The organism is Bacillus sp. AF62 (genome assembly GCF_050312695.1).
GTDB classification, from domain to species: Bacteria; Bacillota; Bacilli; order Bacillales; family Bacillaceae_G; genus Bacillus_A; species Bacillus_A cereus.
Genome location: NZ_JBNPJZ010000075.1, coordinates 33247 through 46776 on the forward strand (window position 1 = coordinate 33247; position 13530 = coordinate 46776).

The window sequence follows — 13530 nt, forward strand, 5'->3', positions numbered from 1 at the left end:
GATGAAGAGAAACTTTAAGAAGGTGATAATATGGATCATAAAGAGCATGAAGCAGTAACACATAGATCAGAAAAAGAAAAAGAACAGATTATAAATAGATTAAAGAGAATTGAAGGACAGGTCCGCGGTATTCAAAACATGATTGAAAATGATCGTTATTGCGTAGATATTTTAGTGCAAATTTCAGCGATTAATGCAGCAATGAAAAAAGTAGGGATGGGCGTTCTCAAAAATCATACGAGTCATTGTGTTTCAGGAGCTATTAAAAATGGAAATGGTGACGAAGCAATTGAAGAATTAATGACAGTATTTGAACGTTTTTCAAAAGCGTAAAAACAAGCTAGTATTTAACTGGCTTGTTTTTTTGTTTACCCTCATATTGGATTTTGGTGTATTGTAGTGAAAAAGTGTGTGTAAAATAAACTTTTAGAAAATAATTGAAAAATCATGATACAAAACCATTGATTACCTTAGGGGGGTATGGTAAGATGTAATTGTGATTAACAAACAATGAATAAACAAGAGGAGGATTTTAAATGGAACAGTTAACATTACAAGTTGAAGGTATGTCTTGTGGACATTGTGTAAATGCTATCGAAAGCAGTGTGAAAGAGCTAAACGGTGTTGAACAAGTGAAGGTTCAATTAGCAGAAGGAACTGTTGAAGTTACTATCGACTCGTCTGCTGTAACATTAAAAGATATCGTTGCTGTAATCGAAGATCAAGGATACGATGTTCAATAATTATTTTTAGATATGGAAATAAATCGTACTTTAAATGAAGTACGATTTATTTTGCTAATAATTATACCTCATAAGGGTATATAGAGGTGAGAGACATGAATGAAAAAAAAGAGGCCAATCTTCAAATATCAGGAATGACATGTGCGGCATGTGCAAATAGAATTGAAAAAGGTCTAAAAAAAGTAGAAGGTGTTCATGAGGCAAATGTAAATTTTGCGCTTGAAAAAACAAAAATAATGTACGATCCAACTAAAACAAATCCGCAACAATTTAAAGAAAAAGTTGAATTATTAGGATATGAAATTGTAAGTGATAAAGCTGAATTTACTGTTTCAGGAATGACATGTGCAACATGTGCAAATAGAGTTGAAAAGCGTTTAAATAAGTTAGATGGTGTGAACAAGGCGACAGTAAATTTTGCTTTAGAATCAGCCACAGTAGACTTTAACCCTGATGAAGTTAATGTAAATGAAATGAAGAGCGCGATTACGAAGCTAGGATATAAATTAGAAGTGAAACCAGATGATCAAGATGCATCAACTGATCATCGATTACAAGAAATTGAAAGACAAAAGAAGAAGTTTATTATTTCGTTTATTTTATCTTTCCCATTATTATGGGCAATGGTTAGTCATTTCTCATTTACGTCATTTATTTATTTACCAGATATGTTAATGAACCCTTGGGTGCAACTAGCACTTGCAACTCCTGTTCAATTTATCATTGGTGGACAGTTTTATGTTGGGGCTTATAAAGCGTTACGCAATAAAAGTGCTAATATGGATGTCCTCGTGGCACTTGGAACGTCGGCCGCGTATTTCTATAGTGTATATTTAAGTATTCAATCTATTGGTTCTTCGGAACATATGACAGATTTATATTTTGAAACGAGTGCGGTACTTATTACATTAATTATTTTAGGTAAATTATTTGAAGCGAAAGCAAAAGGGCGCTCATCAGAAGCAATTAAAAAATTGATGGGTTTACAAGCGAAGACAGCTACAGTTGTGCGAGATGGAACAGAAATAAAAATTTTGATTGAAGAAGTAGTAGCTGGTGATATCGTCTATGTAAAGCCTGGTGAAAAAATACCAGTAGATGGTGAGATTGTAGAAGGAAAATCAGCGATTGATGAATCGATGTTAACGGGTGAAAGTATTCCTGTTGATAAGTCAATTGGGGATGTAGTAATAGGTTCGACAATAAATAAAAATGGTTTTTTAAAAGTGAAAGCAACTAAAGTAGGCAGAGATACTGCATTAGCTCAAATCATTAAAGTAGTAGAAGAGGCACAAGGTTCAAAAGCTCCTATTCAAAGGGTAGCGGATCAAATTTCAGGTATTTTTGTACCGGTTGTAGTTGTGATTGCGATTATCACATTTGCAGTATGGATGATATTTGTTACACCTGGTGATTTTGGCGGAGCACTTGAGAAAATGATAGCAGTACTTGTTATCGCTTGTCCATGTGCATTAGGTCTTGCAACGCCTACATCTATCATGGCAGGATCAGGAAGATCGGCTGAGTATGGTATTTTATTTAAAGGTGGAGAGCATTTAGAAGCAACGCACCGATTAGATACAGTTATTCTAGATAAAACAGGTACTGTGACAAACGGAAAGCCTGTGTTAACAGATATAATTGTAGCAGATGGATTCCATGAAGAAGAAATACTACGTTTAGTAGGTGCGGCAGAAAAAAATTCTGAACACCCACTTGCAGAAGCGATTGTAGAAGGAATTAAAGAAAAGAAAATTGATATTCCAAGTTCAGAAACGTTTGAAGCGATTCCTGGATTCGGTATCGAATCAGTCGTAGAAGGAAAACAATTATTAATTGGCACACGTCGATTAATGAAGAAATTCAATATTGATATTGAAGAAGTTTCAAAATCAATGGAAGAGCTAGAACGAGAAGGAAAAACAGCAATGCTTATTGCAATCGATAAAGAATATGCTGGTATAGTTGCCGTTGCAGATACTGTGAAAGATACTTCAAAAGCAGCTATCGCAAGACTGAAAAAAATGGGTCTAGACGTTGTGATGATTACAGGAGATAATACACAAACTGCTCAGGCGATTGCAAAGCAAGTTGGTATTGATCACGTAATTGCAGAAGTATTGCCAGAAGGAAAAGCAGAAGAAGTGAAAAAACTGCAAGCAAATGGTAAGAAAGTAGCGATGGTTGGAGATGGGATAAATGATGCTCCTGCTCTTGCTACAGCGAACATTGGTATGGCAATTGGAACGGGAACGGATGTAGCGATGGAAGCAGCGGATATAACGTTAATCCGAGGTGATTTAAATAGTATTGCTGATGCGATCTTTATGAGTAAAATGACGATAAGAAATATTAAACAAAATTTATTCTGGGCATTAGCTTATAACGCGTTAGGAATTCCAATTGCGGCATTAGGCTTCTTAGCCCCTTGGGTTGCTGGAGCAGCGATGGCATTTAGTTCTGTATCCGTTGTATTAAATGCATTACGATTACAAAGAGTTAAATTAAAATCTTAAAAAGCTACATTAAGTAATTGAATAGAATTAAAAAACAATACTTTGAATAAGTATTGTTTTTTTGTTCGTATAGAAATTAAAACGATATAATAAAGAAGAATTATTGAATCGTATGTAGTAGAAAAGTTAAGAGGTAGTTTGGTAAGGAGACTTATATATGTTAAAAGATATTATAGTTAGAACATTTCAGAAAGAAGATTTAAATCGAGTATTACAATTGTTCTATGAAACAGTTCATACGGTTAATGCAAAAGATTATAATGAGTTACAGCTACAGGCATGGGCACCAGATCGACTAGATAGAGAAAGCTGGTTAAAGTCTTTAGAAAAGAATATTAGTTATGTAGCGGATCATAACGGTGTGATTGTAGGGTTTGGAGATTATAATGAGGATCATTACGTAGATCGTTTATTTACACATAAATATTATCAAGGGAAAAGGATAGCCTCATCCATATTACAGAAGTTAGAAAAAGAAGCAGTGAACCTAGGGCATAGGGAAATCTATACAGAAGCGAGTATTACAGCAAAACCTTTCTTTGAAAGTAAAGGTTTTATTTGCATAAAGGAACAAAAGAAACAGCATAATGGTCAGATTTTTATTAATTATGTTATGAAAAAAATATCCTTCTCATAAATGAGAAGGATATTTTTCATTATTTTACAGCTTCTTTTAGTTCTTTACCAGCTTTGAAAGCAGGTACTTTAGAAGCTGCGATTTGCATTTCTTCACCAGTTTGTGGGTTACGGCCTGTACGAGCAGCTCTTTCACGAACTTCGAATGTACCGAATCCGATAAGTTGTACTTTTTCACCAGCAGCTAAAGTGTTAGTGATTGATTCTACTACAGTTTGTACAACTACAGTAGCTTCTTTTTGAGAAATCTCAGCATTTTGTGCTACGTTTTTAATTAATTCTGTTTTGTTCATGTTTTTCACCTCATATGTAAATAATGCTATTTAAGTTGTTATTATAACGTATAAAACATTCGAGAACAAGTGTACGTACATATATTCGCAAAAAAAATGAAATTTGTAATATTTTTTAGGACATTTTATAGACATTCCATTTAAGCGGACAGAGATTTGTTCTTCATTTCAGTCTTCTCTTGATGAGAAGGTAGTTTCTTATTATAAGATATGAAGTAAGGTAGTGCTACAAATAACATACCTCCTACTAAATTTCCAAAGAAAACAAAAATAAAGTTTGGAAAATATTCAGCCCAAGTGAAATGACCGGCAAAAATTGCGGCTGGGATGACAAACATATTTGCTACAACGTGTTGAAATCCAATCGCAACAAAAGTCATAACTGGGAACCAAATACCGATAATCTTTCCGATAAATTCTTTACTTCCCATGCTGAGCCAAACAGCTAAACAAACGAGCCAATTACATCCGATTGCAGAAATAAATGCTTGCAATGGTGTATCTTGTAGTTTCGCTTGAGCGATAGAAATAGTTTTCGCTAAAAAAGCTCCTTCAGTTAAGCCGACGATATGACCGAAAAAATAGGCTACGAATACAGCTCCTATGAAATTGCTAAATGTAACAATAACTAAATTTCGTATGAAATAAAATAAAGTAATTTTCTTTTGGAGCCAGGCCATAGAAACTGTCATCATGTTACCAGTTACTAGTTCACCGCCTGCAAGAATAACGAGAATGAGACCAACAGGGAATACAGCAGCGCCTAGAAAACTAGAAAATGATCCCCAATATTTTGGCATTGTCCCAATAACATGAATATCGAGTAAATACCCTAATGCGATAAAAGCGCCACCAAAAAAACCAAGAATTAGCATAGGGAGCAATGATAAATGAGCTTTTTTCCTTCCTGAATTCGCAGCAAGTTCCGTAATTTCTTCTGGTGTAAATACAGACATGAATAACCCCTCCGTAATAAAATGATGGAATGAATAGAAAAAATTTCAAAAATCTATGTATTATAAAAATATGTTATGACTTCTGTATAAAATTGTCAAAGTGAATAGAGAGGGAATTACATATTGATAACATTGTTCATGTTGTGACATGAATGTAACAATAAGGATTTAAAGTGTTTCTAGAGGTGAAAACATGAATACGAATTATGTAAAAAAAGAACGAAAAAAATCAATCGTAAAGATATTTATTATTAGTTTTATAAGTATATTAATGATACCAGTAAGTTTGTATTATTATGCGACAGAAATAGAACGAAAACTAGTAACAGTTACGTGGAATGAAATAGAAGCTTCTACAATTCCTAAAGAGTTTAATAATAAAAAAATATTGCAGTTTTCAGATGTACATTTAGGGCCAGAGTTTACATTGAAGCAACTTGAACATTTGGTGGAGAAGATGAATGAAATACATCCAGATATCGTAGTTTTTACTGGAGATTTAATAGATAAATTTGGGTCTTATAGTGCGGAAAGAGAAGAAGCAAAGGCTATTTTGCAGAAAATTTACGCGCCCTTAGGGAAATATGCTGTGTTTGGGAATCATGATAGGGGCGGGGGCGGTAGTTTATTTTACAAAAAATATATGGAGGAAGCTGGTTTTTCTGTATTAGTAAATGAAGTGCAGAAGATTAAAGTGGAAAACGGCAAATATATTACAATATCAGGTTTAGATGATTTTCTATTAGGGAAGCCACAAATAGATTCAACTTTAAAAAACTTGAAACAAAATGATTTCAACATGTTATTAGTACATGAGCCGGATGTTGTAACCAAAATAAATCGTTACCCAATGGATCTTCAACTGTCAGGACATAGTCACGGAGGACAAGTCCAAATTCCTTTTGTAGGTCCATTAATTACTACCAAACTAGCTGAGAATTATGTTGAAGGTATGTATGAAGTAGAGGGGAAGAGTAAGCTGTTATATTTATATGTAAATCGTGGCATTGGGACTACTAGGATGCCTGTTAGATTTTGGAGTGTACCTGAACTTTCAGTTTTTGTGTTGAAGCAAAATAGTAACTAATGTATTCAATTCCACATCATCATTCTCAATTTGATTTTGATGAACGAGATGTGGTAATTTGTGGTAAATAAAAAACAACAATAGGTCCTATAACCTATTGTTGTTTTTTATTATTTTTGCAAGGAAAGACCATCAAAATATGTTCTATAGTTACTAGAGAATTCAAAGTTGTTTTTTGCATCCCAATTAATAGACCAAGACATTAGGCCGCGGAATGCAGGATAGCCACTCTGGTTAGAAAGTTTATACTTTCCTCCGAACGGAACTCCTTTAATGATATAATTTAAAGCTTTTTTCATTTCAGTTGGCGAAATGTATCCACCACTTGGAGCTGCCGCTGGTGCTGCTGGAAGCCCAATCATAACTTGATCTGAGCGAAGAGCTGGGAAAATGTTATTTGGATTACCACCTACAGGAAAACCATGTAAGAGCATATCTGCCATAGCGACTTCGTAGTCTGCAGTACCTTGATTGTAGTTATTACCGTCCATTCCAACCCCGCTGCCAGCGTTGTAGTGTTGAACGTGAATGTATGTTAGTTTATCTTTCACTCCGTAAATAATTGGTAAATATGCACCCCAGATACTTCCGTATGCGCTATAACCGCCTTGAACATAAGCTGTTTCAGGAGCCATGCTTAATAGAAAATCTGGACCATAATGATCTGAGATTGTTCGAATAGCTGATATAAGATTTACGATTTGGGGAGTAGTTGGGTTTTTGAAATTAATGTCATTTCCGTTTAAGTAAATACCTGATTCAAGGTCAATATCTATTCCATCAAAACCGTATTTATCGATTAGAGATTGTATGGAATTAATAAAACGTTGCTTAGCGGCATTGTCAGGAAGTAAAACGACTCCATTTTGTCCTCCTATTGAAAGAACTACTTTCTTTCCTATACTTTTTAAATAAGAAATATCTGATTTGAAGTCTGCATCTGTACCATACACAGGAGAAAATTCAACAGTGGAACGATCACCACCAGTTTCACCAAAAGATACATTGATTACATCCCATTTTGGTGAAACGTCTTTTAATTTAATAATGCCAGTACCGTTATCAAAGTTATGCCAGTATCCAACGAGTAATTTTGAACCTAAATTGTTTGCTGCTTGTGTTTGGAAAGGGGATAGCGGTAGTAGTAAGAACAGTACTAAAATACAACAAAAAAATTTGAACTTGTTTAACATATCAACACTCCTATACAAAAAGTTGTCTAGATGTATAATCTTGTTTGTTTAATAATATCTGAAAATTCTCTCTTTTGTAAGAGGACTATAATTTTCTCAACAATTGTGTGTGGGAAAGTATTAAACCTAATGAAATAATTTTTGAAGGAGATTGAATTGCAATTGTTAAATTCAGAATATTTTGATATATTTTAACGTATAGAACAAAATCTTTCGCACAGTACTCTTACATAAATTTCAAAATTTAGTTTGGAAGGGGATGTACAAGAGTTGGATAAAAATCTAAAGAAAGATCTCAAAATACGCCACATTACAATGATCTCAATTGGCGGCGTAATAGGGGCTGGTTTGTTTGTTGGAAGTGGTGCCGTTGTACATTCGGCAGGACCTGGTTCTATCGTTTCATATGCATTAGCAGGACTTCTAGTCATTTTCGTCATGAGAATGCTAGGAGAAATGGCAGCTGTAAATCCGACAAGTGGTTCATTTGCAACGTATGCAAGAGAAGCAATTGGTCCATGGGCGGGTTATACAATAGGCTGGTTATACTGGTTTTTCTGGGTAATTGTTATTGCAATAGAAGCCACAGCAGGTGCTGGTATTATCCAATATTGGATTCCACAAATACCGCTATGGTTATTAAGTTTAATATTAACAATTTTATTAACGCTGACGAACGTTTTTTCGGTGAAATCATTTGGAGAGTTTGAATATTGGTTTTCTTTTATTAAAGTAATAAGTATTGTTTTGTTCCTTTGTCTAGGTCTTGCTGTTATTTTAGGATTTGTTCCAGGAACAGAAGCACCCGGCACTTCGAATTTAATTGGACAAGGTGGGTTTATGCCAAACGGTATAAGTTCGGTCTTGCTTGGAATTACTGTTGTTATATTTTCATTTATGGGATCAGAGATTGTAGCAGTAGCGGCTGGTGAATCTGCAGAACCTGTAAAAGCAGTAAAAACAGCAACAAACAGTGTGATTTGGCGTATTCTTGTATTTTTTATTGGGTCTATAGCGGTAGTTGTTACGCTACTGCCATGGAATTCAGCTAACATATTAAAAAGTCCATTTGTAGCTGTACTTGAACATATAGGAATACCAGCGGCAGCACAAATTATGAATTTTATCGTTTTAACAGCTGTACTTTCTTGCTTAAATTCAGGCTTATATACAAATTCAAGAATGCTTTTTTCAATGGCAGAAAGAGGAGATGCGCCAAAGTCATTTTTAAAATTGAACAGTAGTGGTGTTCCTGTTCGAGCGGTTTTATTTGGAACGGTCTTCGCTTATATTGGAGTTGTTTTTAGTTACATTTCTCCAGATAAAGTCTTTTTGTTTTTAGTGAATGCATCTGGCGGGATTGCGTTACTAGTTTATCTCGTTATTGCAGTTTCGCATTTAAAGATGCGTAAAAAAATGGGGAAAGTAGAACAAAAAAATTTGAAAGTGAAAATGTGGCTTTTTCCGTATGTAACTTATGTTACAATTGCTGCTATTATAGCAGTTTTAGTTGCGATGTTCGCAATTGATACTTTACGTTCACAAGCACTTTTAACAATGTTTGTTACAGTTCTTATCATACTTTCTTATTTTATTTTTAATAGAAATAAAAATAGCACAGTTTTGAATCCTAAAAGTAAGAATGAGGAATCTGTTCGATTCTAATTTTCTTATTTTCGAAGAGAGTTACACCCAGTCATTGCTATAAAAGAATCATATATAATCATAGAAACAAGTAATTACTATTGTCATAGTGGATATAAACTTTTTTCTTGACTTTTTATACGAAGGCGAGCAAAATGGTAAAAAAGGAAGGGGGGGGATGATGATGGAAGAGTACGTATTAGAGCTGTATAACCTGTTATATACGACAGAATGGCAAGATATTGTTTCGTTTCTAGGAATAGTATTTTGCATGAAAATTGTAATTGTATATATGGAAGAGCAAGGTATGTTCTATTCCTTCTCATCTCCGTTCGATGTGCAGCGCGAGCCGTTGCTAAACTATGCCAATGTGAATTACGAACAATTTCCTTTTGTAGTTTTCTTTATGATTCGATTTATTACAGCAATTGTAAAGAAGAAGGAAAGTGATGATGAAGAGTGCCACGCAACTTGTAAGGTAGCTAACGTTTTTTAAGCTAAATACAAGGAGGAGATTTATATGTGGTTTCGATTTCTTATGATTGGTTTCTTTTCATTAACAGCAATTTCATTAATGGGATATCAAGTGTCTGAAATTTTTCAAGCATATAGCGATACATTTTTTAACAAAAATTAATCGCGTTGCTATTTGAATAATAAAGCGATAAAATCCTTCTTAAGAAGTTTTATTAAGAAGGATTTTTTTCTTTGTTTTGTCTTGCTGTGTCAAACTATTGTCACATTTACACTGTGAATAATATGTTAAAATAGTGAGGTTACGTATACATACTTGAAGGAAGAGGGAGTGACCATTTTGGTGGATCAATCAACAAATCAGAAAAGCTATGCTCCTATTGTGATAACGCTTTCTGTAATTGTAAATGCGATTATTTTATTTTTGTTCTTTGGACCTGTTGGCTATGAAGGAGAAGTACATTTTGATGTAACGATTTTACCAATGTTAAACGCGATTTTTAATAGCTTTACGTTCGTATTTTTATTAGCAGCGTTATTCTCTATTATTAAAAAGAATGTGAAAATGCATCGTGGTTTCATCCTTGCAGCATTTACGACAACTTTACTATTTTGTGTGTCGTATTTATCGTATCATTACTTAGCACCGGCAACACATTTTGGCGGAGAAGGATTCATTAAATATGTGTATTTCATCATTTTAATTACACATATTATCCTAGCAGCAATTATCGTACCACTTGCATTGTTTGCACTTGTATTTGGTTTTACAAATCAATTAACACGTCACCGTAAAATTGTACGTTGGACAATGCCAATTTGGTTATATGTAAGTTTATCTGGTGTTATTGTGTACTTAATGATCTCACCTTATTATCAATAAAAGTCTCAGCCTTTAGGCTGGGGCTTTTTTGTTAAGCAAATCTTTTTGTGAAATGAAAAAAATATGGTATACAAAAGTATAGTTGCTTTTCAAATAGAAGGGATGGTAAAGAAATATGCAAAATTTTGTATTTCGTAATCCAACGAAACTTATTTTCGGTAAAGATCAATTAGAACAGTTAAAAACTGAAATTCCACAGTTTGGTAAGAAGGTTCTTCTCGTATATGGAGGAGGCAGTATTAAAAGAAACGGTATTTATGATAATGTGATTTCTATTTTAAAGGATATTAATGCAGAAGTATTTGAATTGACGGGTGTTGAACCGAATCCTCGTGTATCAACTGTAAAGAAAGGGATTCAAATTTGTAAAGATAATGGAGTCGAATTTATTTTAGCAGTTGGTGGAGGAAGTGTAATCGACTGTACGAAAGCGATTGCTGCTGGTAGTAAATATGATGGAGATGTATGGGATATTGTAACGAAAAAAGCATTTGCTAGTGAGGCATTACCATTTGGTACTGTACTTACTCTTGCTGCGACAGGTTCTGAAATGAATGCAGGCTCGGTAATTACAAATTGGGAAACGAATGAAAAGTATGGATGGGGAAGCCCAGTTACATTCCCGCAGTTTTCAATTTTAGATCCAGTTCATACTGCATCTGTGCCGAGAGATCAAACGATTTATGGTATGGTAGATATTATGTCACATGTATTAGAACAATATTTCCATCATGGAACGAATACAGAACTACAAGATCGTTATTGTGAATCTGTTTTAAAAACAGTAATTGAGACAGCTCCCAAGCTTTTAAGTGATTTAGAAAATTATGAACATAGGGAAACAATTTTATATTGCGGAACGATGGCGTTAAATGGTATTTTAGCGATGGGAGTAAGAGGTGACTGGGCAACTCATAATATTGAACATGCAGTTTCTGCTGTTCATGATATACCGCATGGAGGCGGCTTAGCAATTCTATTCCCTAACTGGATGAAGCATGTCGTAGATGAAAATGTAAGTCGTTTTAAACAGTTCGCTATTCGTGTATTTGAAATAGAAACAGATGGAAAAACAGATAAAGAAGTGGCGTTAGAAGGAATTGAGGCACTGCGTCAATTTTGGACTTCAATTGAAGCGCCAGCAACATTAGCTGATTACGGTATTGGAGAAAATGAAATTGATATAATGGCTAATAAAGCGATGGCGTATGGTGAATTTGGTAACTTTAAAAAATTAAATAAAGATGATGTTCTAAGTATATATAAAGCTTCTTTATAAGTGAATTTAGAAAAGAAACCTATTTGATTGTTTGATCGAATAGGTTTCTTTTTTTGCTTTTTATAAACGTTTATGAATGTTTGTGATTATTTTTGATTGTTTATGGTTGATTTTTGTGACCGTTTTCATTATACTGTAATCAAAGAAGAGGTGAATAAAATGTTAACTCCTGAACGTCATCAAATGATATTGCAACTTGTAAAAGAACAGAGAGTTGTAAAATTACAGCAATTAGTTGAAAGAACAGAAAGCTCTGAGTCGACAATTCGCCGTGATTTAGCACAATTGGAAAAGCAAAGGTTATTAAAAAGAGTTCATGGTGGTGCCGCTGTTTTAACAGGAAAAGGGCAAGAACCAACGATGGTTGAAAAATCATCCAAAAACATTCAAATAAAACAACAAATTGCTAATTATGCAGCTAGCGTTGTTGAACAAGGTGATTGTATTTATTTAGATGCGGGGAGTACAACATTTGAAATGATTCCATTTTTAATCAATAAAGATGTTACTGTCGTTACGAATGGACTTATGCATATTGAAGCTTTAGTTGAAAATAATATTCGTGCGTATTTACTAGGCGGAATGATGAAGAGTAGGACGAAAGCTTTAATCGGTGCTATGGCACAGGAAAGTATGCAGAAGTATCGCTTTGATAAATGTTTTTTAGGTGCAAATGGTGTACATGAACAGCTTGGCTTTACAACGCCAGATCCAGAAGAAGCGCTCCTAAAACAAATGGCACTAACATTAGCAAACGAAGGATATTTCTTAATTGATGAAAGTAAGTTTTCAGAAGTTGCGTTTGCGAAAATTGCAAATGTTGAAGATGCAAATATTATTACAAACCATTTAGAAATTGATTTAGAAAAATATAAAAAACAAACCAATGTAATTGAGGCTGATAAACAATGATCTATACAGTTACTTTAAACCCATCTATTGATTATGTAGTGCAAGTTCCTTCTTTTGATTTAGGAACAATAAATCGAGCGGAGAAAGATATGAAGTTTCCTGGAGGAAAAGGAATTAATGTTTCTCGTGTTCTTCAGCGTTTAGGTGTTAAAAATATAGCACTTGGATTTACTGGTGGATTTACTGGTCAATTTATTAAAGAGGTATTACATGACGAAGGTGTAACAACAAACTTCGTCCAAGTAGATGAAGATACTCGCATTAATGTGAAAATAAAAGGGAAAGAAGAAACAGAATTAAATGGCCAAGGTCCTATTGTAACAAAAGAGCAGTTCGAACAGTTAATGAAAAAAATTGAGAGTATGCAACCTGGAGATTGTGTTGTACTCGCTGGGAGTGTACCAGTCTCTATTCCAAGTACCTTTTACGAATCAATCGCTGCGTTTGGAGCTGAAAAAGGTATTCGTGTAGTAGTAGATGCAAGTGGAAGTGCACTGCAACATGTAATTAAAAATAAGCCATTTTTAATTAAGCCAAACCACCATGAACTTGGTGAGTTGTTTGGAGTGGAGCTTTCAACAGTAGAAGACATTTTACCTTATGGAAGAAAATTAATTGAACAAGGTGTAAAACACGTTATCGTATCGATGGCTGGAGAGGGAGCTTTATTATTTACGGCAGAAGGTATATATGAAGCGACTGTTCCAAAAGGTGTTGTAATTAATTCAGTTGGGGCCGGAGATTCTCTTGTTGCAGGGTTTGTAGGCAAATATGAACAGACAAAAGATATTGAAAAGGCATTTCAATACGGCGTTGCAACAGGGAGTGCAACAGCATTTTCAGCTGATTTATGTAAGAAGGAAAAAGTAGAAGAATTATTGTCGCAAGTAATTGTAGCTAAGCGATAGGGGGAA

The 13530-nt window shown here is 34.3% G+C and carries 14 protein-coding genes; 11 read left to right on the forward strand and 3 right to left on the reverse strand.

The features are described from left to right. Positions 1-30 precede the first annotated feature (30 nt). From ACQRBL_RS17990 to ACQRBL_RS18005, 4 genes are all read left to right on the forward strand, one after another. Positions 31-333: a metal-sensing transcriptional repressor gene (locus ACQRBL_RS17990; protein ID WP_000349637.1), complete on the forward strand. Its 303-nt coding sequence runs from the start codon at positions 31-33 to the stop codon at positions 331-333. Positions 334-536: 203 nt separating this feature from the next. After that, a complete protein-coding gene (copZ, locus tag ACQRBL_RS17995) occupies positions 537-743 on the forward strand; it encodes a copper chaperone CopZ (RefSeq protein WP_000436973.1) in 207 nt (68 codons plus the stop codon). A 95-nt stretch (positions 744-838) separates the two neighbouring features. Continuing rightward, positions 839-3259 carry a heavy metal translocating P-type ATPase gene (locus tag ACQRBL_RS18000; protein WP_411996279.1) on the forward strand — a complete coding sequence of 807 codons (2421 nt, stop codon included), beginning with the start codon at positions 839-841 and terminating at the stop codon, positions 3257-3259. A gap of 157 nt (positions 3260-3416) precedes the next feature. After that, complete coding sequence (locus ACQRBL_RS18005) at positions 3417-3896, forward strand: GNAT family N-acetyltransferase (RefSeq protein WP_078994042.1); 480 nt, start codon at positions 3417-3419, stop codon at positions 3894-3896. A 19-nt stretch (positions 3897-3915) separates the two neighbouring features. Here ACQRBL_RS18005 and ACQRBL_RS18010 read toward each other — a convergent pair whose 3' ends face one another. Both ACQRBL_RS18010 and ACQRBL_RS18015 read right to left on the reverse strand, forming a co-directional pair. Beyond that, positions 3916-4188 (reverse strand): HU family DNA-binding protein, encoded by a 273-nt coding sequence (locus ACQRBL_RS18010; RefSeq protein ID WP_001043904.1) that lies wholly within the window; start codon positions 4186-4188, stop codon positions 3916-3918. A gap of 140 nt (positions 4189-4328) precedes the next feature. Beyond that, on the reverse strand, positions 4329-5144 hold the full coding sequence (locus ACQRBL_RS18015) for a formate/nitrite transporter family protein (RefSeq protein ID WP_000110542.1): 816 nt from the start codon (positions 5142-5144) through the stop codon (positions 4329-4331). A gap of 193 nt (positions 5145-5337) precedes the next feature. Between ACQRBL_RS18015 and ACQRBL_RS18020 the strand changes: the two genes are divergently transcribed. Next, complete coding sequence (locus ACQRBL_RS18020) at positions 5338-6231, forward strand: metallophosphoesterase (protein ID WP_023522802.1); 894 nt, start codon at positions 5338-5340, stop codon at positions 6229-6231. A gap of 110 nt (positions 6232-6341) precedes the next feature. Here ACQRBL_RS18020 and ACQRBL_RS18025 read toward each other — a convergent pair whose 3' ends face one another. Further along, positions 6342-7424 (reverse strand): chitinase, encoded by a 1083-nt coding sequence (locus ACQRBL_RS18025; protein ID WP_411996280.1) that lies wholly within the window; start codon positions 7422-7424, stop codon positions 6342-6344. Between the two features lie 270 nt (positions 7425-7694). Between ACQRBL_RS18025 and gabP the strand changes: the two genes are divergently transcribed. The 6 genes from gabP (at position 7695) to pfkB (ending at position 13524) form a co-directional block, all read left to right on the forward strand. After that, the gene (gene gabP / locus ACQRBL_RS18030) at positions 7695-9089 is read left to right on the forward strand and encodes a GABA permease (RefSeq protein WP_000360114.1); all 1395 of its coding nucleotides are present in this window, start codon (positions 7695-7697) and stop codon (positions 9087-9089) included. Between the two features lie 163 nt (positions 9090-9252). Then, complete coding sequence (locus tag ACQRBL_RS18035) at positions 9253-9564, forward strand: hypothetical protein (RefSeq protein WP_000393491.1); 312 nt, start codon at positions 9253-9255, stop codon at positions 9562-9564. Positions 9565-9882: 318 nt separating this feature from the next. After that, positions 9883-10425, forward strand: coding sequence for a DUF420 domain-containing protein (locus ACQRBL_RS18040; protein ID WP_000228315.1), 543 nt, complete (start codon positions 9883-9885; stop codon positions 10423-10425). Positions 10426-10540: 115 nt separating this feature from the next. Further along, entirely contained in the window at positions 10541-11704 is a 1164-nt protein-coding gene (locus ACQRBL_RS18045; RefSeq protein ID WP_001179068.1) for an iron-containing alcohol dehydrogenase, read from the forward strand. Between the two features lie 159 nt (positions 11705-11863). Then, positions 11864-12616, forward strand: a complete 753-nt coding sequence (locus ACQRBL_RS18050) for a DeoR/GlpR family DNA-binding transcription regulator (protein WP_097920685.1) — start codon at positions 11864-11866, stop codon at positions 12614-12616. Beyond that, entirely contained in the window at positions 12613-13524 is a 912-nt protein-coding gene (gene pfkB, locus ACQRBL_RS18055; RefSeq protein WP_023522800.1) for a 1-phosphofructokinase, read from the forward strand. Before ACQRBL_RS18050 ends, pfkB begins: the two co-directional genes overlap by 4 nt. Positions 13525-13530 lie beyond the last annotated feature (6 nt).

Excerpts from the sequence above, each read along its gene's own strand:
- pfkB (WP_023522800.1), top strand. The coding sequence starts at position 12,613 with ATGATCTATACAGTTACTTTAAACCCATCTATTGATTATGTAGTGCAA.
- ACQRBL_RS18005 (WP_078994042.1), top strand. The coding sequence starts at position 3,417 with ATGTTAAAAGATATTATAGTTAGAACATTTCAGAAAGAAGATTTAAAT.
- ACQRBL_RS18015 (WP_000110542.1), bottom strand. The coding sequence starts at position 5,144 with ATGTCTGTATTTACACCAGAAGAAATTACGGAACTTGCTGCGAATTCA.
- ACQRBL_RS18035 (WP_000393491.1), top strand. The coding sequence starts at position 9,253 with ATGGAAGAGTACGTATTAGAGCTGTATAACCTGTTATATACGACAGAA.
- ACQRBL_RS18045 (WP_001179068.1), top strand. The coding sequence starts at position 10,541 with ATGCAAAATTTTGTATTTCGTAATCCAACGAAACTTATTTTCGGTAAA.
- ACQRBL_RS18010 (WP_001043904.1), bottom strand. The coding sequence starts at position 4,188 with ATGAACAAAACAGAATTAATTAAAAACGTAGCACAAAATGCTGAGATT.
- ACQRBL_RS17990 (WP_000349637.1), top strand. The coding sequence starts at position 31 with ATGGATCATAAAGAGCATGAAGCAGTAACACATAGATCAGAAAAAGAA.
- ACQRBL_RS18020 (WP_023522802.1), top strand. The coding sequence starts at position 5,338 with ATGAATACGAATTATGTAAAAAAAGAACGAAAAAAATCAATCGTAAAG.
- ACQRBL_RS18025 (WP_411996280.1), bottom strand. The coding sequence starts at position 7,424 with ATGTTAAACAAGTTCAAATTTTTTTGTTGTATTTTAGTACTGTTCTTA.
- ACQRBL_RS18000 (WP_411996279.1), top strand. The coding sequence starts at position 839 with ATGAATGAAAAAAAAGAGGCCAATCTTCAAATATCAGGAATGACATGT.
- copZ (WP_000436973.1), top strand. The coding sequence starts at position 537 with ATGGAACAGTTAACATTACAAGTTGAAGGTATGTCTTGTGGACATTGT.
- ACQRBL_RS18050 (WP_097920685.1), top strand. The coding sequence starts at position 11,864 with ATGTTAACTCCTGAACGTCATCAAATGATATTGCAACTTGTAAAAGAA.